The 24,915-nt window shown below is 70.4% G+C and carries 23 protein-coding genes and 1 pseudogene; 9 read left to right on the top strand and 15 right to left on the bottom strand.

What is annotated here, in order from left to right; genetic code table 11:
* Nucleotides 1-75 precede the first annotated feature (75 nt).
* Both ABZT03_RS07080 and ABZT03_RS07075 read left to right on the top strand, forming a co-directional pair.
* Complete coding sequence (locus tag ABZT03_RS07080; RefSeq protein ID WP_356034609.1) at nucleotides 76-720, top strand: GPP34 family phosphoprotein; 645 nt, start codon at nucleotides 76-78, stop codon at nucleotides 718-720.
* A gap of 83 nt (nucleotides 721-803) precedes the next feature.
* Nucleotides 804-2,330: a carboxylesterase family protein gene (locus ABZT03_RS07075; protein WP_356034607.1), complete on the top strand. Its 1,527-nt coding sequence runs from the start codon at nucleotides 804-806 to the stop codon at nucleotides 2,328-2,330.
* Between the two features lie 151 nt (nucleotides 2,331-2,481).
* Here ABZT03_RS07075 and ABZT03_RS07070 read toward each other — a convergent pair whose 3' ends face one another.
* Entirely contained in the window at nucleotides 2,482-3,393 is a 912-nt protein-coding gene (locus ABZT03_RS07070) for a hypothetical protein (RefSeq protein ID WP_356034605.1), read from the bottom strand.
* A gap of 620 nt (nucleotides 3,394-4,013) precedes the next feature.
* On the opposite strand from ABZT03_RS07070, the gene ABZT03_RS07065 reads away from it, so the two are divergent.
* Nucleotides 4,014-4,286, top strand: coding sequence for a hypothetical protein (locus ABZT03_RS07065; RefSeq protein WP_356034603.1), 273 nt, complete (start codon nucleotides 4,014-4,016; stop codon nucleotides 4,284-4,286).
* Between the two features lie 96 nt (nucleotides 4,287-4,382).
* On the opposite strand, the gene ABZT03_RS07060 is transcribed toward ABZT03_RS07065, so the two are convergent.
* From ABZT03_RS07060 to ABZT03_RS07045, 4 genes are all read right to left on the bottom strand, one after another.
* The gene (locus tag ABZT03_RS07060) at nucleotides 4,383-5,030 is read right to left on the bottom strand and encodes a class I SAM-dependent methyltransferase (protein WP_356034601.1); all 648 of its coding nucleotides are present in this window, start codon (nucleotides 5,028-5,030) and stop codon (nucleotides 4,383-4,385) included.
* 316 nt (nucleotides 5,031-5,346) lie between these two features.
* Complete coding sequence (locus ABZT03_RS07055) at nucleotides 5,347-7,344, bottom strand: right-handed parallel beta-helix repeat-containing protein (RefSeq protein WP_356034599.1); 1,998 nt, start codon at nucleotides 7,342-7,344, stop codon at nucleotides 5,347-5,349.
* Between the two features lie 143 nt (nucleotides 7,345-7,487).
* A complete protein-coding gene (locus tag ABZT03_RS07050; protein ID WP_356034597.1) occupies nucleotides 7,488-7,868 on the bottom strand; it encodes a VOC family protein in 381 nt (126 codons plus the stop codon).
* Between the two features lie 538 nt (nucleotides 7,869-8,406).
* Nucleotides 8,407-8,700 (bottom strand): hypothetical protein, encoded by a 294-nt coding sequence (locus tag ABZT03_RS07045; RefSeq protein WP_356034595.1) that lies wholly within the window; start codon nucleotides 8,698-8,700, stop codon nucleotides 8,407-8,409.
* Nucleotides 8,701-8,855: 155 nt separating this feature from the next.
* Here ABZT03_RS07045 and ABZT03_RS07040 point away from each other — a divergent pair, with 155 nt between their 5' ends.
* Nucleotides 8,856-9,023 (top strand): hypothetical protein, encoded by a 168-nt coding sequence (locus tag ABZT03_RS07040; RefSeq protein ID WP_356034593.1) that lies wholly within the window; start codon nucleotides 8,856-8,858, stop codon nucleotides 9,021-9,023.
* Nucleotides 9,024-9,102: 79 nt separating this feature from the next.
* Here ABZT03_RS07040 and ABZT03_RS07035 read toward each other — a convergent pair whose 3' ends face one another.
* The gene (locus tag ABZT03_RS07035) at nucleotides 9,103-9,297 is read right to left on the bottom strand and encodes an antitoxin (RefSeq protein ID WP_356034590.1); all 195 of its coding nucleotides are present in this window, start codon (nucleotides 9,295-9,297) and stop codon (nucleotides 9,103-9,105) included.
* Nucleotides 9,298-9,488: 191 nt separating this feature from the next.
* Nucleotides 9,489-9,671: pseudogene (locus ABZT03_RS07030) on the bottom strand (antibiotic biosynthesis monooxygenase); the annotation flags it as partial.
* A gap of 159 nt (nucleotides 9,672-9,830) precedes the next feature.
* Between ABZT03_RS07030 and ABZT03_RS07025 the strand changes: the two are divergent.
* Nucleotides 9,831-10,475: a DedA family protein gene (locus ABZT03_RS07025; RefSeq protein ID WP_356034588.1), complete on the top strand. Its 645-nt coding sequence runs from the start codon at nucleotides 9,831-9,833 to the stop codon at nucleotides 10,473-10,475.
* 54 nt (nucleotides 10,476-10,529) lie between these two features.
* On the opposite strand, the gene ABZT03_RS07020 is transcribed toward ABZT03_RS07025, so the two are convergent.
* Complete coding sequence (locus ABZT03_RS07020) at nucleotides 10,530-11,228, bottom strand: alpha/beta hydrolase (protein ID WP_356034585.1); 699 nt, start codon at nucleotides 11,226-11,228, stop codon at nucleotides 10,530-10,532.
* A gap of 78 nt (nucleotides 11,229-11,306) precedes the next feature.
* On the opposite strand from ABZT03_RS07020, the gene ABZT03_RS07015 reads away from it, so the two are divergent.
* From ABZT03_RS07015 to ABZT03_RS07000, 4 genes are all read left to right on the top strand, one after another.
* Entirely contained in the window at nucleotides 11,307-11,954 is a 648-nt protein-coding gene (locus ABZT03_RS07015; protein ID WP_356034583.1) for a TetR/AcrR family transcriptional regulator, read from the top strand.
* 263 nt (nucleotides 11,955-12,217) lie between these two features.
* Nucleotides 12,218-12,562, top strand: a complete 345-nt coding sequence (locus ABZT03_RS07010) for an STAS domain-containing protein (protein WP_356034580.1) — start codon at nucleotides 12,218-12,220, stop codon at nucleotides 12,560-12,562.
* A gap of 89 nt (nucleotides 12,563-12,651) precedes the next feature.
* Nucleotides 12,652-13,143: a response regulator transcription factor gene (locus tag ABZT03_RS07005; RefSeq protein ID WP_356034577.1), complete on the top strand. Its 492-nt coding sequence runs from the start codon at nucleotides 12,652-12,654 to the stop codon at nucleotides 13,141-13,143.
* A gap of 155 nt (nucleotides 13,144-13,298) precedes the next feature.
* The gene (locus tag ABZT03_RS07000) at nucleotides 13,299-13,766 is read left to right on the top strand and encodes a DUF5707 domain-containing protein (protein WP_356034575.1); all 468 of its coding nucleotides are present in this window, start codon (nucleotides 13,299-13,301) and stop codon (nucleotides 13,764-13,766) included.
* 69 nt (nucleotides 13,767-13,835) lie between these two features.
* Here ABZT03_RS07000 and ABZT03_RS06995 read toward each other — a convergent pair whose 3' ends face one another.
* From ABZT03_RS06995 to ABZT03_RS06965, 7 genes are all read right to left on the bottom strand, one after another.
* Nucleotides 13,836-15,140: an MFS transporter gene (locus tag ABZT03_RS06995; protein WP_356034719.1), complete on the bottom strand. Its 1,305-nt coding sequence runs from the start codon at nucleotides 15,138-15,140 to the stop codon at nucleotides 13,836-13,838.
* Nucleotides 15,141-15,580: 440 nt separating this feature from the next.
* Nucleotides 15,581-17,386, bottom strand: a complete 1,806-nt coding sequence (locus tag ABZT03_RS06990) for an RICIN domain-containing protein (RefSeq protein WP_356034572.1) — start codon at nucleotides 17,384-17,386, stop codon at nucleotides 15,581-15,583.
* 20 nt (nucleotides 17,387-17,406) lie between these two features.
* Entirely contained in the window at nucleotides 17,407-19,554 is a 2,148-nt protein-coding gene (locus tag ABZT03_RS06985; RefSeq protein WP_356034569.1) for a beta-galactosidase, read from the bottom strand.
* 46 nt (nucleotides 19,555-19,600) lie between these two features.
* Entirely contained in the window at nucleotides 19,601-20,572 is a 972-nt protein-coding gene (locus tag ABZT03_RS06980; protein ID WP_356034567.1) for a carbohydrate ABC transporter permease, read from the bottom strand.
* Nucleotides 20,569-21,393: a sugar ABC transporter permease gene (locus ABZT03_RS06975; protein WP_356034717.1), complete on the bottom strand. Its 825-nt coding sequence runs from the start codon at nucleotides 21,391-21,393 to the stop codon at nucleotides 20,569-20,571. Before ABZT03_RS06975 ends, ABZT03_RS06980 begins: the two co-directional genes overlap by 4 nt.
* Before the next feature lie 459 nt (nucleotides 21,394-21,852).
* Complete coding sequence (locus ABZT03_RS06970) at nucleotides 21,853-23,247, bottom strand: extracellular solute-binding protein (RefSeq protein ID WP_356034564.1); 1,395 nt, start codon at nucleotides 23,245-23,247, stop codon at nucleotides 21,853-21,855.
* A 340-nt stretch (nucleotides 23,248-23,587) separates the two neighbouring features.
* Nucleotides 23,588-24,631, bottom strand: coding sequence for a LacI family DNA-binding transcriptional regulator (locus ABZT03_RS06965; RefSeq protein ID WP_356034561.1), 1,044 nt, complete (start codon nucleotides 24,629-24,631; stop codon nucleotides 23,588-23,590).
* Nucleotides 24,632-24,915: the final 284 nt, after the last annotated feature.

The raw sequence follows: 24,915 nt of genomic DNA, 5'->3' as shown, positions 1-24,915 counted from the left end.
TGATCCTCGCGGCCCATTCCGAAGTGCGCCTCCAGGTCGATCACGGGCGGCCGGCGACGCCGTAGCGTCGCAAGCGTGACGGATCCCCTGCCTTACCGCATGTATCTGCTGGCCTACGACGAGGCGGCGCGCCGCCTGTACGACCGTTCCCGGACCGGCTTCCTCGTCCGCGTCGCCGCGCTCGTCGACCTCACCCTGCGCGGCCACCTGACCGAGCGCCAGGAGGCGGTGCGGGTGCTCGAACCCGGCCCGGCGGGTGATCCGGTCCTGGACGAGGTGCTGGACGAGGTCGCGGCGTCCGCGCACACCTGGAAGCGGCTGGCGCGGCGGCACAGGACCGAAACGCTGCGAACCGTGGAGGGCGGGCTCGTGGCACGCGGACAACTGACCGTCGGAACGGGCCGGATCCCGGTCGTCTCCGGACGGCGTACGACCGTGCTGGTCCCGGGCGCCGTACGGGAGCTGCAGACGCACGTGAACGCGCTCGTGCGCGCCTCCGCTTCGGCCCATGAGGTCGCCGCGGAAGACGCCGCCCTGGTGGCGCTGGCCGCGGCCGGCCGGATCGACTCGGTGATGTCCGGACAGGACCGGCGCCGCTACCGTGCGCGCGTCGACGCCCTGACCGGCCGGCTCGGTGAACTCGCGCCGGGTCTGGAGACGACGGTGCGCGGCCTGAACACCACCATGATCGCCGCGAGAGGCGGTATGGGCGGCAGCTGACCGCCCCGCGCGAACACCCGCCCCGAGCAGGAAGGCGTACGCCGATGAAATCAGGTCGAGCAGGGCGACGGACGGCGGCACTCGTGTGCGCCTTACTGGCCGTCGCGGCGGTACCCTCCCAGGCGGCCACACGGGATGTCGGGCTGGCCGCCACGCCCCTCGTACACACCCGGGCCGGCGCCGTGCGCGGCACCGCCGGAGCGGGCTATCGCACCTTCGACGGCATCCCGTATGCCGCACCCCCGGTCGGCTCGCTGCGCTGGACGCCCCCGCACCCCGTCCCGCCATGGAGGGGCGTACGTGACGCCACCCGGCCCGCGAGTCCCTGCCCGCAGCCGGCCGGCGAGGTGCCCGGTGGCAGCACCACCGAGGACTGCCTCTACCTGAACGTGACCGCACCCGACACGACCCGTCCCCACCACCCCGAACCCGTGGTCGTGTGGGTGCACGGCGGCGGCTTCACCTCCGGCACCGGCAGCTCCTACGACGCCCACCGCCTCGCCACCCGCGGCGATGTCGTCGTGGTCACCCTCAACTACCGTCTCGGCGCCCTCGGTTTCCTCGCTCACAGCGGTCTGCCGGGCTCGGGCACCTTCGGACTCGCCGACCAGCAGGCGGCGTTGCGCTGGGTGCGGGCGAACATCGGCGCGTTCGGCGGCGACCGGCACAACGTCACCCTGGCCGGCGAGTCCGCCGGCGGCTTCAGCGTCTGCGCCCAACTCGCGTCCCCCGGCGCCACCGGCCTCTTCGACCGCGCCATCATCGAGAGCGGACCCTGCACCGGCCGCGAGGACCGCCCCTTCGCCCCGTCCGCCGTCTCCCTCAAGCAGGCGGACGTCGCCGGGCAGACGCTGGTCAAGGCGACGGGCTGCGGCACAGGTCGGCACGTCATGGCCTGCATGCGACGCGTGAGCACCTCCCGGCTGCTGGCCGTCCAGGACGCCTCCCAGCAGCCGGCGTACGGCACCGGACTCCTGCCCCGCGACCCGCGGACCGCACTGGCCCGGGGAGCCTTCCACCACGTGCCTGTCCTCATCGGCTCCAACCACGACGAGGGCAACGGCTGGGCTGCCGCCATCATTCAGGCCGGGGTTCGTGTCACGCCCGCCAACTGGGTCGAGACCGTCGCCGACTTCATCCCCGACCCGGCGACGGCTCCCGCCGTCGCCCGCACCTACCCGGTCACGGAAACCGACGGCGGACCGGTCCTCGGCGCGGTCATCGGAGACTCCAACTACACCTGCCCCACCGTGCAAGCCGGCACGCTCCTGGCGGCCCACGCCCCGGTGTGGCGCTACGAGTTCGCCGACGAACACGCCCCGCCGCTCTCCCCCGCCCCGACGCCGTTCCCACTGGGCGCCCCGCATGCGAGCGAGTTGACCTACCTCTTCGACCTCGGTGGCCGCCCCCGCACGATGACCCCCGCCCAACACCGCCTCGCCGACACCATGATCGCCTACTGGAGCGGTTTCGCCCGCACAGGCAACCCGAACACCCCGGACACACCCCAGTGGCCCACCGTCTCCGCCCAACGCCTCGCTCCCGACGACACCGGCCCCACGGACATCACCACGGCCCACCACTGCACGCTGTGGAACAGGTTGCCCTGAGCGCAGGCGCTCCCCGACCGACGATTCCGGGCAGCGAACGTCCGACGGCTCCGCCGGGTGGGGCACCGGTGTACCGGTGTCCGTGGCGGAGCCGTCGGGCGGGCCTTACGGCCGGGTGGGGAGCGGTCGGAGTTCCGGGCCCTCCCCGCTGTCAGGAGCGGCGGCGGCGGCCGGCCGTGTACATCGTTGCGGCTCCGATGGCGACGACCACGGCGGCCGCACCGGCGATCAACCCGACCGGCGCGCTCGAACCCGTCTCCGCGAGCGGCGGCTTGCTCTCACTGGGCGAGGGCGCCGGAGTCGTGGGCGGGGTGGACTCCTTGGGCGGCACGTCCGAGTCCGTGGGCGGGGTGGTGGATGTGCTGGGGCTCGTGGGAGGGGTCGACTGCTCGGCGGGCGGTTCGCTGCTCGCGGGAGCCGTCGGCGTCGAGGGGGTGGCGGGGGTCGACTCCGAGGGAGTCGTTCCGGGCGTGCTCGGCTGAGCAGGAGTGCAGGCCTTCTCCCCACCGTTCCACGCCGCTATGAGGTGGAACGGCGTGACGATGTTGCCCGGCTGATAGGGAGCGGGACCGTGGCCCTCGCCCGTCCCGCCGTCGTAGGTGACGTCCTCGCCGTACAGGTCGATCTGGCCGTAGCAGTCAGGTGTCTTGACCGCCAGCTTCTGCCAGGTGCGCTTCTCGTCGCCCGCACCGGCGACGTCGGCGGCGGTGAGGTACACGGTGGTCTTGTCGGTCAGGGTCTGGTGGCCCGAGGTGTACCAGTTGGGACCCTCGGTGGTGTATTCGGCCAGCGAGACGGGGTACTTGCAGCTGTCGCCGACGCTCTGCCCGGGGGCCAGCCGTACCTCGACGGTTCCGGGCATGGTGTCCCAGCTGTGGAATCCGCCCTGCGAGGTCCAGTCGGCGCCCACGGTCTTGCCGTCGGCGTCGACGATGCGGTACTGGACCGTCGCTGATTCGCATCCCCCGCCCTCGGTGGCGTGAGCGGCGCCCGCGGTGAGCACGGGCACGGCGGCGGCGAAAGCCGATGCGGTGAATACCGCAGCGATTCTTGATTGGCGCATACGCGACAAAGTGAACCTCTGATGAATCGAAGTGTGGGAGGTGGTGTTGACGAGCGGCGGGGGTATCCAAAACGACCAGAAGAGCCGCATACCACCCACGGCACCACTCGCGTCACTTCGCTCACTCTGGATAAAGCGAAGCAGGGCGAATTCTGGCCGCTCTTCACAGCTTCCGTCAATTCTTCACACACTCAACATAGCCGCGTGAAGCGGGAGTTCACACAGGGCTGCCAAGTCGCTACGTTCCCGTAACAGCGCGAAGCGCGACCCCTCCTTCAGGGTGTCCCGACCGCCACCGGCATCTCCAAGCGGCTGCAACCTGGTTGAAGGGGTCTCGACCGCATACCGGTCCAACTGCGCGTTTCGTCAGCGACCTCGCCTCGCCCCGAGGTGACGATCACGGTCCGTTGCTCTAAGCTGCGGCTTGCACCTCCCGGGGGGCGGCTGGCCGAATATCGACCAGCACCGTGACACGTGCGCATCACCCACGCCATCTCCACTCGTGCTTCAGCATGCCGTCAGGCGTTCACGCCTGCACGCGCCTGCCGCCCGAGGCTGCCCGAAAGGGTCCGGATCGGCGCGTTTCCCCGGATCCTTGAGCCATCGGAAGGCAGAACGTCATGTCGGAACGGCAGTACCTCGGTCAGGGCAACACCACGTCCTGGGAGAAGTTCTGGTACATCCTGGGTTGCATCTACTTCGGTGCCGCCTACCTCCAGAAGGTGCCGGTGAAGAAGGCCCTGAGCGAGTACGGGCTGGTCGAGATGACCGGAGCTGAGAAGTTCTGGTACGTCGTCCTGTGCATCTTCTTCGGTGCCGGCTACTTCGGGAAGGTCACCATCAAGAAGGCCCTGTCCGAGGTTCGAAACGGCGGCGGGGTCCCCACGGTCTGACGACACCCGGGGACGGCACGGGCCGCCGGACCGCATCGCGAGGAGCGATCCGGGCCGGCGGCCCGCCGTCCGTGACGTGGGTCCCTCGCCTCAACGTCAGCGCGCGGCCTCGTCGCGGCGGCAGTACAGGAAAAGGTGAGGTTCGGGGTCGGCGCCGGGGTGGTCCGGGCTGAAGACGGTACTGTGCCGCGCCGTCAGGGTCAGCCCCGCCGCCTGCACCATGGCGACGACGTCCTCCTCTGCGAAGCTCGTCGCGCGGACCGGTTGGCCCATGAAGACGAATTCGATGTCCTCCACGTCGGCCGGCACCGTGGCCAGCACCAGATGGCCGCCCGGCCGCAGGGCCAGGGCCAGTCGCCGCGTCAGAGCCGACTGTTCCGAGCGGGTCATCTGCAGCAACGAGAAGAACACGCACACACCGTCGAACGACTCCGCTTCGAGGGGAAGTTCCCGGATGTCTCCGCAACGGAACTCGGCCTCGGGGACCTGGCGGGTGGCGAGTTCGACCATGACCGGAGAGACGTCGACGCCCAGCACCGAGTGCCCTGCCGCGACGAGTGCGGCCGCGGTGGGCCGCCCGGTGCCGCTGCCCACGTCAAGCGTCCGCGCCGCGGGCGGCAGCCGCTCGATCAGCCACTCCAGCGCGGACAGGTGTGCCGGCGCACCTGCGAACGCCTTCTCGTAGTCGGGGCCCAGCACGTCGAACAGCACGGCAGCGGGTGGCCGTTGGTCATCGTGCCTCACGTCGGTATCCCTTCGCTCGCCGACCCGCATCGTCGCATTCGCCGGACGGGGCCCACAACGGCGCGCGACCGCGTGTCCCGACGGACCGGGCAGGGGGATGGGAACCCGTACGTATCGTGGGCCAACGGGATGGCCGTCCGCCGCGTTGAGCCGTCCGGCTCCCTCAGGGCCGGAGCGCGTCGGATCCTCCACCGATCCCCAGCAACGTGGACGTGGACACCTATCACCGCTGGGTCGGGCCGCCCCTCCGCAGGCCGTGACACAGCGGACGCCGCCCGTCCGCCGGGCGGCGTCCGTTCCGTGACGCGATCCGGGATCAGGCCGGCTGCCAGCCGAGGATCGACGTGTACGCCGACTCGATGCCGCCCGCTGCGATGACGGTCGACGGGATCTGGTCCGGGTCCGTGATGTCGTGGTTGTTCCGGATCACGACTCCCTTCTGGTCGTAGTCGGACGGACCGGCGGGCCAGTAGTCGCCCTCGATGTCCGTCGGGTCGTAGGTCCCGTCGTTCAGCGTGTAGTTCGTGTGCTTGCTGCCCCACGGCGAGACGTTGATGTTCCACACCGCGTTGCCGAGGATGGACACGTAGGTGGCGCCGTTGTCGGTGTACAGGACGTGGCCGCCGGAGGTGTTGAGCTGGTCGTGGACCACGTTTCCGGTGACGTGTTCACCGGTCGCCATGGACGTGCCGGTGATTCCGTTGGTGTAGACGGCGCCGCCGTCACCGAGCAGCGACATGTGGTCGTAGATCAGGTTGTACGAGATGGTGTTGTGGTTGGAGTAGTTCGGCTGCGCGGGGAGCTTCACCTTGTCGGGCCAGCCGCCCCAGCCGATGGAGATCGCCGTGTACGGCACGTGGTCGATCTGGTTGTGGGTGATGGTCGACGTCTCGATGTACCCGGCGTCGATCGCGACCCCGCCGTGGTATTCGGCGGCGATGTCGTAGAAGTGGCTGTCCTTCACGATAATGCCGCTGGTGTGCTGCGCCGAACTGCTGGGCTGCGGGAGGTCGACACCGCCGAGGTCGAGACCGTTGCCGGAGACATCGGTGAACACGCACGCGGTGACCGTGCCGCCCTGCGAACCGTCGCCCAGGTCGAGCCCGGCCGCCCCGAGGTGGACGAAGTAGTCGTGGTCGAAGTGGATGTTCTTGTCGTACGTGAAGCGGACCGCGGCGGGCATCTTCGTCCAGTTGCCGTACGGGCACGTGCCTCCCGACACGAAGTCGCACAGTCCCTGGGTGGCGTAACCGCTGGTGCCGGTGATCTGGTAGGTGGCCTGGATCTCGGAGAAGCCCGTGCCGGTGTTGGACGTCGTGTAGGCGGCGTAACTGAACTGGATGCCCTGGAAGCCGATGTGGGTCGGTTCGTCGGACGCCTTGCCGGAACTGGCCACCAGGGTGCCCAGGGACGGCGCCTCGACGTCCGCGGTGGTCAGGTCCTCTCCGGAGCGCGGCATGTAGTAGAACCGGTGCTGACTCTTGTCCAGGTAGAACTCGCCCGTTTTGTCGAGCAGTTCGTAGGCGTTCTCCACCGCTGTCGGGGCCTCGGTGATTGACTTGCGGCCGACCAGGTTCACGGTGCGGCCGGAGTCGTCGGTGCGCATGACGCGCTGGGTGGAGTTGTTCCAGCAGGGCTGGGCCATGGTGATGGCGGTGCCGGTGACGGAGGCGACCGGGCAGCGCGGCTCGGTCCACGCCCCGAGGCCGCCCCGGTAGACGAACTCGATCGCGGACGGGTTGCGCCACCCGGCCATGGGGTCACCGGGCGCGGTCGTGTAGCCCGTCGCCGTCTGGGTGACGGACACCGGGAGCGCGCCGGTCGCGCGCTGGGCCCGCTTGCCGTTGACGTACAACTGCCGGGTGTCCAGGCCGGTCGGGGCAGCGGCGGACCAGATCCCGCCGCTGCCCTTGGTCCATCCGCTGACCCGGACCCCGCCGCTGACCACCGGAGACTGTCCTGACGCCGCCTTCCACCAGACGGTTCCCGCGGATCCGCCGCCGGAGTCCGCGGCGGTGAAGGTCAGGGTCTTGGTGAGCCGGTAGACACCACCCGCCAGGGTCACGGTGACCGGGCCTGAGGTCGACTTGTCGATGGCCCGGACCGCGGTCTGCGCCTTGGTGAGCGTCCGGAACGGCTCGGCGGCGCTGGTGCCCGCGTTGCTGTCGCTGCCGGTGGGCGAGACGAAGTAGGTGACGGCGGTGGCCGCGTGCGCCTGTCCGGTCAGTCCCCAGGCAGGCAGGAGCACGCAGACGAGCGCCGCGATCACCCGCCAAGGTCCGATGACTAATCGCATCGATGCGGCGCCTCTCATAGCCACTTCCTCTGACGTGTTGGAAACATGCAGGGAAAGTAGGGGTAAGCGCGCGCAGGGTCAACACTCTCGGCGTAGATACATCGGATCAATCCTCCGGCTCCGCCTGCCTGACCGAGGACCAGGTCCTTCCCGGACGGCGCTCAGCCGGGGAGCTGCTGCAAGGTCCAGCCGTTGCCGTCCGGGTCGGTGAAGGCCGCGTAGGAGACAGTCGGTTTGCCCGGCGCGCTCATGTCCACCACCTCGGCGACCTCGACTCCGCGCCCGACCAACTCGGCCCGTGCGGCGCGGATGTCGTCGACGACGAGGTGCAGGCCCTGGACCGAGCCGGGAGGCGTGCCGACGATGCCGACGCCGATGGCGACCGAGCAGGACGACCCCGGCGGCGTCAGTTGCACGACGCGGAAGGATTCGTTCGGACTGAAGTCGAGGTCGACGTTGAAGCCGAGGCGGTCGGCGTAGAAATCCTTGGCACGGTCGACGTCGGCGACCGGGAGCGGGATCAGTTCGAGGCGGTAGTCCATGGCGGCGGTTCCCTTCGCAAGGATGGACGGTCAGTCTTCACCGAGACGTCGAGTGCAACGGGCTGCGAATCGGCAGCTGAGGCAGACGCTTCTCGGGACACCGTGAAGTTTCCTTGATCGGCGGGCCGGACCGCCACCAGCCCCTGGCGCCCAGTCGATGAGCCTGACGCCGCATGGTCGGCGAAGCCGTGAGACGGCACGGATGAGGCCACAGGTCGGCCTGAGGCATGCGGGCGGGCGCCGGCGTCTTTGCGTGCACTCATCCGTTTCCTGAGCAGGTCCCTCGCACGGTGTCCGCGTCGGCGGGACGGTGCGGCCCCCGCGGATCGCCCCGCGATTCTGCGCCTGCTCGGTCCGGACCCTGGGGCCGGGACGCCGTACGCATCGAGCACACGCGGGCGCTCCCGCTGCGGTGACACGCCCCTCGACCCCTCCCCGCCCCGCCCGGCCGGAGTGGAACGGCCGGGCGGGTCAGGCGGGTTGGGCCGGCTGCGCCCGGGAGGGCCGCCCGGGGCGGACCGGGAGCGGCGACCGGCTCTCAGGCGTTGGCGTGACCGCGCCAGCCCATCCTCCGCGGAGCGGCGTGGTGCACGGGCGCGCCCGTACGGGCAGCCTGCCGGCGCCACAACCACACTGATGTCACGGTCAGAAGACTGATGAAGACGGTCAGGAGGATCGCCGACACCCACATGGGCCGGCTTCCCGGGTTGTCCCATCCCGTCAACGCGGCAGATGCCGCCCACAGGACGGCGCCGCCCGCGTAGAAGGTGCGGATCCGGCGCAGTTGCCGCAGTGCCCGTACGGACTCGATGTGATCAGTTTCCCGTGCCATGGGACGCGCGTACCCCGAATAAGCGCGCACGATCAGCCTCGCGGCAAGTCGCTGCAACGTTGAGCGGCGGCCTCGGCGCGGCGGGGTGGCGGGCCTGAGCTCAGCACCACCAGCCCACCGCAGGTCACGGCCACTCACACCACGACACGTACGGGGTGTTCGAGACCGACGGCGGCGCTGTCCGCCGCCACCACTTCGTCGACCGGCTCCTGTCCCTGCTGGCAGGCTTCGCGGACGTCGAGACACGGCATATCGCTGTGACCACCATGAACGGACGTGAAGTGGCGGGCATCCAGATCCCGGCTCGCAGCCAGATCGGGTGACACCAGGGTATCTGCCGGCCGGCACACCCCGGCCCCCGACGCGTGGCGCCGGGGGCCGGGTCGAACTGCGGGCCGGAGGCTACCGCTGCGTCGTCTCGCCGCCCTGGTAGGTGCGGCGCGCCGCGTCGGCAGCCTTGTCGGTCTGAGCGTCGTACTTGTCGCCCGTACGCTCGTCGACCATGCGCTCAGCGCCCTCGACGCCCTTGTCGGCCTGGTCCGGGTGGCCCTTCGCCATCTCCTTGGCCTTGTTCGCCATGTCGCCCAGCTTGCCCATGGGTACCTCCTGAGAGCTTGTGTGCGTCGTGCGAAACGCGAGTACCCGCATCGGGTGATCTCTCACCTCTGCCTTTCCCAGCCACCGGTCGCGTGAGGTGCCGCGCATTGCGCGACAGTCCGCCGCGCCCGAACGCGGGAAGGTGAAGCCCGCGACCTTTCCCGCCGTCTGGCTGCCCGCGCTCCGCGGCCCTGCGCTCGCGTGAACCCGTGGCTGCGCTCCACTTTCGCCACGTTCAGCGTGTAGTTCCGGTACCACTCGGCTCGCCCCCGCTTCTGCGCCGCGCGGTGCTCGGCGCAGAAGCACCGCCACTCCGTATGGGCGTCGGCATCGCGGAAGTGGCCGACGGTGATGGACAGCCGGCCAGGAGTCTGCGGGGCGGGCCGTGATCATCCGGGGCCGGATCGTCTGCCCCGACCTCGGCGACCGCAGCTACCTCGGGCCCGCACACCCTCCCCGGTGTCGTTCAGTCGCCGTCATCCGTTCGGCGCCTGCCGCACCGGGGCCGGCCGGCGTGAGAGGAGGATGGGTGCATGCATGCCATCACCGACTGGCTCAGCGGGCTGTCCGGACCGGTGGTCTACGCCGTCGTGGCCGCTCTGGTCTTCGCTGAGGACGCCCTGTTCTTCGGCTTCGTGCTGCCCGGCGAGACGGCCGTGGTCCTGGGCGGCGTCCTGGCCAGTCAGGGCAAGGTGTCGGTGTGGTGGCTCGCCCTCGTCGTCGTCCTCGCCGCGATCGCCGGCGACAGCGTCGGCTACGAGGTCGGCCGCCGGCTGGGCCCGCGCATCCTCGGCACCCGTGCCCTGAGCCGCCATGCCGACCGTGTCGCGAAGGCGCGGGAGATGATCCGCCGCCGTGGTCCCGTGGCGGTCTTCTTCGGCCGCTTCATCGCGTTCTTCCGCGCGATGATGCCCGCCCTGGCCGGCGTCTCCCGGATGCCCTACCGCCGTTTCCTCTTCTACAACGCCCTCGGCGGCCTGGCCTGGGGCGTCGGTTTCACTCTGCTCGGCTACTTCGCGGGGACCGCCTACACGCGCGTCGAGGGCTTGGCCGGCCGGGGCATCGCCGTGGTGCTGGCGCTCGCCGCCGTGACCGTGGCCGTCGTATGGCACCTTCGCCGACGCCGCACCGCCGACGCTCCCGCAGGCGGTCAGGAGAGCACCGAGGACGAACGCTGATCGCGCTCTCACCGCCCACGCCCCAGCCGTTGCGGAAGCGTCGAGCCGCCCGGGTCACCGCAGGTTCGCGATGATGTCGGCGACGGTCCGGGGCTGCGACAGGAACGGGTGGTGGCCCGCTCCCACCTCGACGACCTTGTCCGCGCGGCGGGCGAATTCCCGTTGCGCCGCCGCCGGGGTGCCCCGGTCCTCGGCGCACACCACATACGTCGTGGGCAGGTCGTGCCACGCCGCCGCCCGCACGGGCTGCCAGGTCACGGCCAGTGTCTGCCGGACCAGACGGGCCGCCGCGTCGCGGACGATGTCCGGCGGGCAGTCCTGGGCGAAGGTCTCGGCGAACAGTTCGGGCCGGGCGCCGAACGTGCCCCCGTCGGGGTCGAAGTCGAGGAAGGGAGGCGGCGCGTCGGCGCCGAACGTCGACAGCGATTCGCCGGGCTCGGGCAGGTAGCTGGACACCAGCACCACGTGCCGCACCGTCCCGACGCCGACCACCGCCTCGGCGGCGACCACGCCGCCGTAGCTGTGCGCGACGACCACGGTCGGCTCGTCCCGCTCGGTCAGGACAGCGCGCACCGCGTCGACGTCGTCGGGCAGCCCGGGGCCCCGTGGTCCGGCCGGCCGGTCGCCCTCACCGCAGCTCGGCAGCGCGGGGGCGACGCTGCTGATGCCGTGCTCCCGCAGGGCCGCGGCGGCCCGGTGCCACCACCACGATCCGTCGCGAACGCACGCCCCGTGCACAAAGACGACACGCATCTCTTCCTCCTTGGTTCGCCGCCCCGACCACTTGGATCAACGGTAGACGTACCGCTGGTTACGTGAAAAAGTACGGCGATGGGACGGCACAGACAGCCCGAGATCCGGGACCGGATTCTCGACGCCTGCGTGGATCACGCGCTCGCGCACGGCCTGCCCGACCGCCTCGAGCCGCTCGCGTCGGCGTCAGGCACCTCCACCCGGATGCTGATCTACCACTTCGGCACCCGGGACGCGCTGCTCCGGGAAACACTGGGACGAGCCCGGCGGCGTCAACGCGACTTCTTCGGCGAACTGGTGTCCCCCCGTTCGGACGAGCCCTATCCGCGTACGCTGCGACAGGCCTGGCAGGTCATGACCGGGCCCGCCGGCCGCCCTTACCTCAGCATGTTCGGCAGGCTCCGCGAGAAGGACGAGCAACAGCTGTGGCCGGACTTCCGGCGCGAGGCCACCACGGACTGGCTGCAACCCCTCGAGGACGGTATGCGCAGCGTCGGCCGTCCCGAACTCGGCACCCTCGTACTCGCGGTCGTCCGCGGTCTGATCATGGACATCGAGGCCACAGGCGATGTGTCACGGGCCGATCAGGCTTTCGACCACTTTCTGGCGGCGCTCGCTTCCGTCATCGCCGAGCCCGGCCGTGTCGATGCGGCGGAGTCCGCCGCGGTGACGCCGGTGACGCCGGTGACGCCGGTGACGCGAGAGGCAACCGACGCGTCCGTCTGACCGTGTCCCCTTGGGTCCGCGCAGTCGATGCCGGGCCCAGCCGTGGCCGGGTCGGGGCTCGCACTCGGCGCGTCGGTGCGCGGGCGGCCGTACATGCGGCAGCGATCGCCTCCGCGAGTACGCACACGGTGCATCCGTATGGGCCGCAGCACCGGTAAGACCTGTAGGGGGCAGTCCACCACGCCTGCTCCACCGTCCTCGACAGCATGAAGGAGAGCGGCTCCTTGTCCTGGGATGTGAGCGATCACGATGAAGGAGGGGCGGTGACCCAAGCGCTGTCGATCACCAGGTCCACCACGGGCAACGGCGTCACCGTGGTGCGCGTGAAAGGTGACATCGACTTCGCCAACGGCGCATCTCTTCGCGAAGCCCTGGAGGTATGCGAGAACGCTGCGGCGCCGCGCATCGTGGTCGATCTGAGCGAGGTGCCCTTCCTGGACTCCGCCGGCGTCAACATCGTCATCGAAACGCAGAGGGCGGTCGAGGAGGCCCACGGCTGGCTGCGGCTGGCCGCTCCGCAGCCGGCCGTTGCGCGGGTGCTGACCATCGTGAGTATCGACCAGGTCATTGGCTGCTACTCCACTCTGGAAAAGGCGTTGGTCAACTGACGGGCCCGGGGCGTCGGTCGGAGACGGGGCCCGAGCGGTCCGCGCCAGGGGCGGCTTCGGGCTCCTGGCGCTGCAAACGTGTGCCCGGCATGGACGGACTGACCGCGACCCGGTTCATTACCGCACGGGAGAACCCGCCGAAGGTCCTGGTACTGACCACCTTGGACCTCGACTCATACGTGTACGAGGCGCTGCGCGCCGGCTCGTCCGGCTTCCTGCTCAAGGACGCCCAGCCGGAGGACCTGCTGGCGGCCGTCCGGTGGGTCGCGGCGGGCGACGGCATCCTCGCCCCGGCTGTCACCCGTCGCCTCATCGACACCTTCGCCGGGGGCGCTCCACCGCCGCCCGCGGTCACCGGCGCCCCGGCCCAACTGACCCCGCGGCAACGGGACGTGCTGCTGCACATCGCCTCCGGTCTCACCAAAGCCGACATCGCCGTCCACCTCGGCGTGACCACCGGCACGGTGAAAACCCACGTCAACGCACTGCTCGGCAAACTCGGGCTGCGCGACCGGGTCCAGGCGACGATCCTGGCGTACGAGAGCGGACTGATCCGGCCGGGTGGAGCTCCACCCCGGTAACTCTCGTACTCAGGACCTGTGTTCGGGTAGCGGGTGAGTAGTCGTACTCATGCCCGCGGGATGCCCCGCACCCCACCATGGACACAGCAAGCAGCGGGAAGCGCGGACCCGGCTTCCCACTCACTCCGACTTTGATCCGTCCCTGGGGGATTCACATGTCCGCACGTCTGGTGCTCTCCTCGCTCGCCGGTGTCGCCGTTCTCGGCGGCGCCGCCCTCGCCACCGTCACCCTCGTCGGCACCGCCGACGCCGCCGCCACCCACCCCACCATCGACAAGGCCACCGCCACCTCACTCGTACTCGCCGACAGCGGAACCAAGACCTTCACCTTCACAGCGACCGTCACCGACAACTCCGGTATCAGAAGCGTCAAGGTCCTCCCCTGGCCCGCGAGTTCCAAGCTCAACCCCAAGGCCGCCGAGATGAAGCACGTCGAGAGCGCCACCTGCAAGGCGACCTCAACCCGCACGTCCGTCTGCACCTACACCACACCGGTCAACAAGGACGCGGCCGTCTCACCCACCGGCACCTGGAACACGGCCGTCCTGGTCACCGCCAAGGACGGCGACACCACCTACGACGCCAAAGCAACCACCTTCACCGTCACCCGCACCAACCACTGAGCAGACGTTCCGGTCGCCTGTCAGCACCGCCGGTCACGCGGGTGGCCGTCTTGTGGGCGCAACTGCGGGCTACGGCCCAGCGGTTGCGGCGTCCGACGGGGGCGGAAGCGTCCGTCCCAAGCGGCCGAGCGGGGACAGAGCCATCACCGTCGGGGAGAGCACCATGCCCGCGGCCGTCACCAGCAGGCTGGTCCGCAGCCCGCACCCCTCCGCGAGGTAACCGCCCAGTAGCGAGCCCAGTGGGCTGAGCCCCATGCCGGCGAAGGTGATCGTCGCGGCCGCGCGGCCCTGCATCCCGGCCGGAGTGACGGCCTGCCGGACGGCCATCACCGTGACGTTCACCAGCTGGCCCCCAGCACCGAACACGAAGTTGATCGCCAGCAACGCGGGAACGGTCACCGCGGAGGAGCCGTGCACCGCCGGCACGCACAGGAACAGCCCGTCGCCGAGTGCCGCCGCGGACACGAGCACGACGCCGTAGCCGAAGCGGCGCGGCAGACGGGCGGCCAACACCGAGCCCAGCAGTGCGCCAGGTCCCGTCGCGGCGAGCGCCAGCCCGACGGCGGCGCCCGACAGGTGCAGTTCCCGCGGCAGGAAGAGCAGATAGACGGTCATCATCGCCGCGAAGCAGAACTGGAAGGCGGCCGAGGCGAGGCACACGGTCCCCAGCAAGGGATCGCTCACGACGCAACGGAAGCCCTGGTGGATACGCCGCCGGAGCGAGAGCGGACGCTGAGTGCTGAGCGGAACCGATTCGATCCGACGGATCGGTCGGACGGACAGGAAGGACAGCGCGAAAAACAACGCGCTGGAAGCGGCGGCGATGGGCGCTGAGCACAGCGACACCAACGCGCCGCCAAGAGCGGGACCGCCGATCTGCGCGGCGGACCGGCTGCCCTCCAGCGCGCTGTTGCCCCGCGTCAACTGATCTCGTCCTACCAACCGTACGAGAGACGCCTGGTAGGCCACATCGAAGAACACGGACAGAGTTCCGACGAAAAAGGCGACCACGAACAGCGTCGGCATGCCGAGCCGACCGAGCAGGCCGGCTACGGCAGCCGCGCCCAGCGCGAGGGTCCGTCCGATGTCCGTCACCACCATCACGGTGCTGGTCCGCCACCTGTCGACCCACGCGCCGGCAAGGAGGGAGAGCAGCAGGATCGGCGTCTGCCCGACCGCGCGGAGCACGCCCAGCTGGCCGGCACCGGCGTCGAGCGTCAGGACGGCCCACAGCGGCACAATCACCAGACTCGCCTGTTCGCCGAGCTGGGAGGCCGTCTGCCCCACCCAGAGCCTCAGGAAGCCGCTGTCCCACCACAGACGTGACGGAACGGGCCGAGCGGAATCGGATACATCGGAGGAAGCAGGCGGCACGAGGATCCCTGGATCGCCGACAACGAAGCCCGTCGCCCGGCGCACAAGGGGTGCGGGGGCGACTCAGGCGGGAGAAGGCTCGCTGTGCCGCAGCGTCAGGAGCAGCACGCGATGACGGGCCGATCACGGCCTACGACGTCAAAGCGCGCTCGGAAGACCGACCATGTCTCAGCTCCTCGCGGGTCCACTCGCTGCACCCGGACAGTAGCCGCCGTCCACTCGGCGCGAAAGCGATTTTCACCCGCAAGGGATAGCCAGGCCCTGGCTCCGGGCTGTCGCGACAGGGGTGCATGGTGCCGCACCCCGGCGTCTTCCGACCGCCGCGGGCATGCGAAGGCCGGGAGCGCATCGCGAGCTGGGCCTGCGTCCCAGCCGGAGAGGGGCAGGCGTCCCGGGCCAGGAGAGGTCCGGGGCGCCGCACAGGTCCTCGGGAAGCCGGTTTACTGGACGAGTTCCCAGTCCTGGGAGCCGTCCGTGGCCGCGGTCTGCAGGGTCAGCTGCGCGCCGGCGGTCGCTCCGGTGAGGTACAGGCTGGTGTTCTTGACGGACTGGAGCCTGTAGAAGCCGTCGCCGGTCTTGACGAGGTTCCAGCTGCCGGTGGCGCTGTTGTCGACCCACTGGCCGATCTTCTGGCCGGCGGTCGCGTTACCCGTCCAGATGGCCGCCGCGCGGCCGCCCGCCTTGTTCAGCAGGCTGACGCCGCCTTGCGGTTCGGTCAGCACGTGCCAGTACTGGGTGTCGGGGTTCGCCGCGGCGCCGGGTGCCTCCAGGACCACGTCGGGTACGTCGGCGTTGCCGAGGTCGGCGTCGTTGGTCTTGTTCCCGGTGCCGATCACCTGGTCGGTCCTGCGGTTCACCAGCTGGTAGTAGGCGCCTTTCGACCGGCCGATGTCGAGGTCGGCGTAGGTGAGCGTCGAGGTGCCCACGTTGCGCAGGATGGAGAGGCGTCCGGTGCCCTCGACGTAGGTGAGGTTGCGGCTGTAGCCGGATCCCAGGGTCGTCTGGTACTCCTTCCACGTCCCGTCGCCGCGTCCGCTCTGGTTGATCCAGACGCTGCCGCTGCCGGCCGCGTTGTACACCAGCCGGCCGCCGGGCAGTCTGATGAGGACCGGGCTGCCGCCCGTCGCGAGGGTGTGCGAACCGGCGTCGACCGGTAGTGAGTCGACGCCTGTGCCGGTCGCCGACCCCTTGAAGAACTCCAGCGGACTGGTGGCGATCCGGTATCGGGTGTTGGCCCCGCCGCCCCAGTACTCGTAGGTGATCATCCACTTGCCGTCCATGGTCCGGACGACGTTCGTCATGCCGGGCCGCCCGCCCCCGATCTCCGTCTTGCCGCCGCCCATGTCCTGGCTCAGCCCGGCGATGTCGACGACCGGGTCGCTCCAGGCGGCGCTGGCGCCGTCCCAGGTCCTGTGGACGAGGATCTGTCCGAGCGAGTCGGTGGCGGTGTCGTTCGCGGGGTCCGGGGTCGGGACGCCGGTGGTCGCGTTGAAGCCGGTGTAGTCGTTCTCGTCGGAGTAGTAGGCCACGAGTTTGCCCTTGTAGACCATCAGGTACGGCTCCCAGAGGGGGTCGACCTGGCGGTGCGTGTTGGCGTTCGCGATGTTCTGGCCGACCGCGCCCGCGCTGCCGCCCTGCCAGCCGCCGGTGGCGATGACGTTGACGATGTTCCAGGACGCGCCGTCGTCGGTGCTGGAGTAGAGGGCGATCGCCAGGTCCTTGCGGTCGCCGTCGTTGCCAGGCGTCCAGTTGGGGTCGGCTGCCTTGTGTTCCTTGTAGTAGGAGTCGTCGCCCGACACCACCGTCGCCAGGAGCAGCGTGCCCGCCTTCAGTTTTCCGACGTCGCTCGGGAGGACGTACAGGTAGGGGTTCGTCCAGTTGCTCGTGTACTTGGCGTACTTGGGGTCCGTGGAGAGGTACGCCGGGGCCTTGACCTCCGACAGGGACTGCCAGGTCGTTCCGTCGTCGTCGCTCTTGTAGACCGGCAGGGTCTGTCCGTCCGCACTGCCCGACGCCGTCACGACCGTCGACTTCTCGAACGCCGCCACCAGACGCCCGCTCGGCAGCTGCGCCGACTTCGGGTAGATCGCGCAGTTCCCCCGGCCCTTCAGGCAGGGCTCACCGCCGAGTTGGTACAGGGTTCCGCCCGTCGGACTGTACGCGTGCGCGCCGGCCATGGATCCGGCCAGCAGTGCGGCGGCCGCGATGGAACTGCCCAGCGCCATCGCTGTCGTTCTTCTCTGCATTGCCCCTCCTTCGGGGAAAGTCACGGTGTGGCGGAGACGAGCACGCGTACGTCCCAGGGGCCGAGCTCCAGCGGCGTGCCGGCGGGGACGGAGGCGCCGTCCAGAACGTCGGAGAGGTCGACCGGGACGCTCGCGCGTCGGGGCTCCCAGCTCCAGTTGTGGACGATGTGGACCCGACGGCCGTCGGGAGAGGTCCCGGTCGTCGCGGTGACCGACTCGGGCAGGTCCTGCCACGCGCCGCACGCGGCGGGCGCCAGCCACTGAGCGAGCGCCCGGGCGAGGTCGCGGCCCGGTACCGTGCCGACGCAGGTGACGCGGCCCGCGCCGTGGCGGCGGGTGGTGATCGCGGCCCAGCGGCCGAAGTGCGGGTGGTCGTAGCCGGCGAGCACCTCGGCGTCGGTGACGTTCAGGCACTCGATCCACCCGGTCGCGGTGGCTGTCTCCGGCAACTGCAGCGGACTGCCGGGTGCCGCGTGCACGGGGACGTCCTGACGGAGGTTGCTGAACTCGTCGTAGGTGACACCCGCGGCGTCGGCGAGGCGTCCGGGGGCCGGGGTGAGCCGGGCCCGGGCCTCGTGGTCGGCGTATCCGGTGCGCGGGCCGAGGACCAGGTGGCCGCCCGCTCGGGCGTAGGCCTCCAGCCAGTCGAGCGTGGTGTCGTGGACGACGTACAGGGCGGGGGCGACGAGGACCGGATGGCGCCGTACGGCCTCCTCCGGCGTCATCCCCTCCCCCGCGCCCTGCGGGTCGTGCAGCTGGCGGGCGTGGACGATGCGCACCTGGCGGCCGGCATCGAAGGCACCGCGGTAGAAGGGGTCGAAGAACCGGTGGTAGGCGGCGGCGTCGGGTTCGCCGTCGGGCCTCGCGAGCGGCGGGTACTTCTGCATCAGCCACTTGCTCGGCATCGAGTGGACCATGGTGATGTCGGCGTCCGGTTCCAGCCCGGCCACGAGCGGTCCGGCGGCGTCGAACTCCGCGCCGAGAGAGGCTATTTCGGCGTAGGTGCGGCCGGGCAGGCCACTGTGTGGCAGGACTCCGCCCCAGTAGGTCTCCGCGCCGAACCGCAGGGTCTGCCACTGCCAGTACTCGATCATCCGCGCCCCGCGCGCGACGTGCGCCCAGGCGGCCTGCCGCCACTGGCCTTCGTAGCCCGGGCGGTTGTCCCATGCGAAGCCGATGCTCTGGGCGTTGGTCTCGGTGACCAGGAACGGCTCCTGGCGCGAGGAGAACATCCAGTCCGCGGTCTGGTACATCGACCACACGCCGGTGGTCTGCCACTTCTGCTCGTGGGCGTCGTGGGTGGGGTCGGGCAGCACCAGGCCGTCCTGCATGTCGTAGTAGGGGTTGCCGGCGGCGATGTCGAGCCGGGCGGACAGCTCGTCGTCCGCAACTCCCTGACGGGTGTAGGAGATGCAGGTGGTGACGAACTGCCCGGGCAGGGCGTGTTCGCGGACGAGGTCGGCCTGCCAGCCGATGAACTCGGTGACCTGACGCGCCTGGAACTCCCGCCAGGCGACGTCGTACTGGGGCTGCTCGTTGCCGTCGGGCGTCCACAGGTCGGCCCAGGTCGACAGGCGGTGGGACCAGTAGACCAGGCCCCAGGCGCGGTTCAGGGTCTCGACGTCTCCGTACTTCTCCCGCAGGTGGTCCACGAAGCGCTGGAAGACGCCGTGGTTGTGCAGGAGGTGCAGGCCCGGTTCGTTGTCCACCTGCCAGCCGATGACCGCGGGGTGGTCGGCGTACCGCGCGACGATTTTGCGGATCACCCGCTCGGCATGGAAGCGGAACGCGGGGTGGGTGAAGTCGATTTCCTGACGGGCTCCCCAGCCCAGGCGCCGCCCGGTGGCGTACTCGGCGGTGATCTCCGGGTACTGCCGGGCCAGCCAGGGCGGGGCGGCGTACGTCGGGGTGCCGAGGATGACGGAGATGCCTCGCTCGTGGGCGCCGTCGAGCACGGGCTGGAGCCAGTCGAGGTCGAACCGGCCGTTGTCCGGCTCCCAGGTCGACCAGACCGACTCGCCGACCCGGATCACGGTGAAGCGCGCCTCGGCCATCAGGTCGAGGTCGGTCTTCAGCCGTTCGTCGGGGCGCAGTTGGGGGTCATAGGCGGGCGTGTACTCGTGGTAGTACGCGGCGCCGAAGAGGACGCGGGCAGGCAGGGCCGCCATGGTGGGGAACCTCCGGGAAGCGGGAGTGGTGGAAGGGGTGCGGGCGCTACTGCTTGACGCCGCCGGAGGCGAGGCCGCTCTGCCAGTACCGCTGGAGCATCAGGAACGCCACGACGAGCGGGATGATCGAGATCATGGAGCCGGTCACGACCAGCGCGAGCATGTCGCTGCTGGAGCCGGCTCCGCCGTTCTGGGCTCGCGCGGCCCAGGAGGACAGGCCGACCGTGACCGGGTACAGGTTCGGGTCGTTGAGCATGATCAGCGGCAGGAAGTAGTTGTTCCAGGTCGCCACCAGCGTGAACAGCAGGACCGTGACCAGGCCGGGGCCCAGCAGCCGCAGAACGATCCGGAAGAAGATCCGCACCTCGCCGGCGCCGTCGATGCGCGCGGCCTCCAGCAGGCTCTCGGGTACGGCGTCCTCGGCGTGGACACGCATGAGGTAGAGGCCGAAGGGGTTCACGAGGGAGGGCAGGATGATCGCCCAGGGTGTGTTGACCAGGCCCGCCTTCGCGAACAGCAGGTAGGTCGGGATCGCCAGCGCGGTGGCGGGGACCATGACGGCGCCCACGACGAGGTTGAAGGCGAACCGGTCGCCGCGGAAGCGGAACTTGGCGAACCCGTACCCGCCTGCGGCCGCCAGCAGTGCCGCTCCGAGCGCGCTGACCCCGGCGTACAGGACCGTGTTGAGCAGCCAGTGCGCGAAGACGCCGTCGTCCTGGGTGAAGGTCCTCCTGACGTTGGTGAGCAGTTGCGGGGCGTGGGAGAACCACAGGCCGAAGGTGTTGAACAGGTCCTGGGTGCTCTTGGTCGAGGCGATCAGCAGCCACAGCAGGGGCAGGAGGAAGTAGGCGAGGGCCGCCAGCATGGCGATCGTCAGCGGGGTGCTGCGGCGGGGCCCGCGCCGGTCACTCCTCGCCGCCGTGGTGGTGGTCGGCTGCGTGGTCCGGGGGGCCGCGGGCGGCGGGGCGGAGGGCGCGCTCCGCACGAGCGAGGCCGGGGACTCGGGTGAGGTCGTCATGGGGTCCTCCGGCGGTTCGCGGTGAGCAGGACGGCGTAGGAGACGATCACGATGACGAGGCCGAGCAGGAAGGACACCGTGGCCGCGTAGTTGACCTGCTGGCTGGTGAAGGCGAGCGAGTAGGCGTACACGTTGGCCGTGTAGGAGCTGCTGATCACGTCCGGGGCGATCTTCATCAGCAGGTTCGGCTCGTTGAACAGCTGGAAGCTGCCGATCACGGAGAACAGCAGGGTGAGCATCAGCGCCGGCCTGAGCGCGGGGAGTTTGACGGACCAGGCGATCCGCCAGGCGCCGGCGCCGTCCATTGCGGCCGCCTCGTACAGCTCCGGCGGGACGGTGCGCAGCGCGGCGTACAGGATGATCATGTTGTAGCCGACGAACTCCCAGGTCACGATGTTCGCCAGGCTGCCGAGCATCCAGCCGTCGCTGAGGAAGCGCGGTGCCGGCAGGCCGAGATCGCGGCTCAGCTGGGCGAACGGGCCGAAGTCCGGCCCGTACAGGTAGCCCCACATGAGGGCGGCGACCACACTCGGGACCGCGTAGGGGATGAAGATGCCCAGGCGGATCACTCGGGCCAGCCGCAGCAGGCCGCTGTCGAGTGCGAGGGCGAACAGCAGCGCCAGCGACAGCATCAGGGGAACCTGGATCACGAAGAACACCGCGACGCGTCCGACCCCGTGGATGAGCAGCGGGTCGCGCAGCGCCTGCAGGTAGTTGTCGAGCCCGACGAACGCCGTCCCGCCGATCAGGCGTTCCTGGTAGAGGCTGAGGTAGGCGGCGTAGCCGAGGGGCGCGAGGAAGAGCAGGAGGAACAGGGCCATGAAGGGTGCGACGAACAGGGGCCCTGCCGACCGGCGTCGGCCCCGGCGGCCGCGCCGGGGGCGGGTCGGGCCGTCCCGGCGCCGGGCTTTGGCGGAGGCCGCGGTTGTGGCGGTCATCATCGGCCCTTTCTGAAGGAGGGAGTGTGCGGGTGGGAGCGGCGCCCCCGTGCTGCGGCTCCCGGTCTTCCGGCCGGGGCGCGCGTAATGGTGGGGCGGGCGGGGATGGCGCGGGTGGTGGGCGGAGGCGGTGGAGCGGATGGCGGTGGTGGCGGTCCGGGACGCGGCGGGGCCGGTGGTGTCGGTGGTGTCGGTCCGGATTGCGGTGGTGCCGGTGGTGCCGGTGGGGCGCGGCGGGCCGGTGGCAGCGGCCCGGGTTGCGGTCGGGCCGGTGGTGGCAATCCGGGTAGGGCCGGGTGTGCTGGTCGGGTCCGCCGTCGGCGCTCGGGGCCAGGAAGGCGGTCAGGCCGTCCGGACCGTGAAGCCCTGCTTCTTGGCGTACGTCGTCAGCCGCGTCTGCCAGGCGCCCAGCGCGCGGAGGGTGTCGGTCCTGTCGGCCAGTGACTTGCCGACGGTCTCGGTCCAGTCCGTGGCCACCTGGTCGAGGAACGGCGGCCACTGGAAGGTGGAGTTGACGGTGGAACTGACGTCGGCGAACACCTGGTTGACCTTCTGGCCGCCGTAGAAGGACGGCGCGTCGCTCACGAAGTCGGCGTTCGTGAGGAGGGCCTTGGTCGCCGGGAAGAAGAACTGCTCGGTGGCGAACATCTTCGCGCTCGCCGGGTCGCTGTTGAGGAACTGGGCGAACAGCGCCGCCGCGATCGGGTTCTTGCCGCCCTTGACGACCGCGGTGGTCGAGCCGCCCCAGTTGCCCGAGCTCGGCTTGGCGGCGTCCCACTGCGGCAGCGGGGCGGCCCGCCACCGGCCGGCCGTCGACCTGGCCGAGCCGGAGAGGAACGCCGGGCCCCACGCGGCGGTGATCCAGGTGGCGTACTTCCCCTTGTTGAGCGCCGCGTACCAGGAGTCGGCGAAGTCGGGCTCGGTGCCGATGACGCCTTCCTTCGCGAGGCTGCCCCAGTAGTCGCCGAGTTTGCGGGAGACGGCGTCGTCGACGCTGATGGTGATGTCGCTCCTGCCCGAGGTCTCGTAGGGCTTGGCGCCCGCCTGCCAGAGCAGGCCGTGCCATGCGGCGGCCTCGCTCGACGCGAGGTTGGTCAGGTAGACGCCGGGGTCGGCCTTGTGGAGCTTGCGGGCCGCCGCGGCGAACTCGTCCCAGGTTCGGGGCACTTCGATGCCGTGCTTGTCGAAGATGTCCTTGCGGTAGAGCATGCCCATCGGGCCGGTGTCCTGGGGGATGGCCCAGATCTCGCCGTTCGGACCGCTGACCTGTCCCCACGTCCAGTCGACGAAGGTCTCCTTGAGCGCCGCGGCGCCATAAGGGCTCAGGTCCAGCAGGCTGTTGGTGATCGTGAACGTCGGGATCGCCTGGTACTCGATCTGCACGGCGTCAGGGGCCCCGCTGCCCGCCTTGAGCGCGGTGCGCAGCTTCGTGTAATGGGCCACGCCCTGACCGGCGTTGACAACCTTGACCTTGATGGCCGGGTACTTCTTCTGGAAGAGCGCGACCTCCTTGTCGATGTTCGGGACCCACGTCCAGAACGTCAGCTCGGTGGGTGTCTTCATCGCCTTGTCGATGTCGGCCTGGCTGACCGCCTTGGCCGAGCGGGCGGCACCCCCCGAACCGTCCCCGCCGCCGCAGGCGGACAGCGTGGAGGCGAGCGTCAGGGCTCCGGTCGCGGCGAGGAAACCACGACGGTTCAGGGAGGCCGAGGGGAAGTCTGTGGGCAGTCTGGACATGGTGAACTCCGCAGAGGGCGTAGAGGATCGGCGCACCGGGCGTCGGCGCGCTGGGGGTCATGCCAGGAGAGAGGGTGGGTGGGGCAGAGGCCGGGACCGCCCGGGCGCGGAGGATTGCTCGCGCGTTCCGGGGCTTGAGCGCTCGCCGCTCCTCGGCCGGCGAGGGGCTCGCCGTGGTGGAGTCGGAAGAGGGGTGGAGGGCCTGGGCGGCGTTCGTCAGGGAGAGAGGCGCCCATGCCTTGGCTCGGGTCGACAAGCTCCAAGTGGTCGGGTAGGCGCCGATGTTGGGGAGAAGCGGGGTCCCGCGGTGTCAGGTCCTGGGCCGTCGGCCTTCCGGGGTCTACCGGTTCGGCGGCGGGGCGGTCGATTCACGGACGACGAGGTCGACCGGCGGATCCTGCGCCGGAACGGGGTCCGCGTCAGGGTTCTCGATGGCGTGCACCAGGCGCTTGAGGCCGTCCTGCGCGGTCGCGTCGAACGGCTGCCGCACCGTCGTCAGAGGAGGAGTGACGTAGGCGGCGACGGGAACGTCGTCGAGGCCGACGACACTGACGTCCTCCGGCACACGCCGGCCGGACTCCAGCAGGGCGCGGATCAGACCGATGGCCATGTCGTCGTTGGCGGCGAAGACCGCCGTGACGTCGTCGGCCTCGACCAGTTCGCGCCCCGCCCGGTAGCCGGAGGCGGCGGACCAGTCGCCCGCGAGGACCGGCGGTTCGCGCCTGCCGTGCGCGGCCAGCGTGGCCCGCCACCCCTCCAGGCGGTCCCTGGCGGCGAACCAGCGCTGCGGGCCGGCGAGGTGATGGACGGTCTCGTGCCCCAGGTCGAGCAGGTGCTCGGTGACGGCCCGGGCCAGCTGGTGGGAGACCAGCCCCGCCGTCACCACCCGGCGGGCGGCGAACGGCGGCGGTGCGCTGAGGACCAGGACCGGCACGTCGACCCGGAGGGTGAGGTCGGCACCGCCCTGCTCGTCGATCGGCTCGGAGATGACGATGCCGTCCACGCCCTGATCGAGGAGCGAGTCGACGGCACCGGCGAGGCCCGCGGCATCACCCTCCACCGTGTTGACCACGTGCAGCGCGTATCCGGTGTCCCGGACGGCGCGCTCGACGCCCATCAGCAGTGATGCCGGGCCGTAGAGCGCCGTTCCGAGCGTCACCACCCCGATGGAACGGGTGCGCCCGGAGGCCAGCGCCCGGGCGGCGTGGTTGAGCCGGTACCCGAGCGCTTCCGCGGCTTCCAGGACGCGTCGGCGCACGTCGTCGGAGACGTACTGCTCGCCGTTCATGACCCGGGAGACCGTCTTCTGGGAGACACCCGCCAGTTGCGCCACGTCGATGCTGCGCGGCGCGGTCCCCGCACCGCGGCCTACGAGTCGTGCCATGGGCATCTCCTGATCTCCGGCGGTCAGCAACACCATCATCCCGTATGACTGCGCTGCCATGACTGCGCAGACATATCTACGCAGTACAGCGGGGCGCGTCAAGGGTTTGCGCAACATCCCTGCCGCGCCCCGGCCGCGTCTCGGCCACCTGTCGGCCGCGCGGCCCGCCACATCGCCGCCGCGCGGCCCGCCGCATTGCCCGCCGCATGCCGCCGTATCGCCGCAGCATGGCCGCCGTCGGACGGGATTCCCGGGGGGCCTTGATCGCAGGGTGCGTGACCGTG

Source organism: Streptomyces sp. NPDC005574 (assembly GCF_040605435.1).
In the GTDB taxonomy this organism is placed as follows: Bacteria; Actinomycetota; Actinomycetes; order Streptomycetales; family Streptomycetaceae; genus Streptomyces.
The sequence above is the reverse complement of the archived record's forward strand: the minus strand, read 5'-3'. Positions and strand labels throughout refer to the sequence as shown.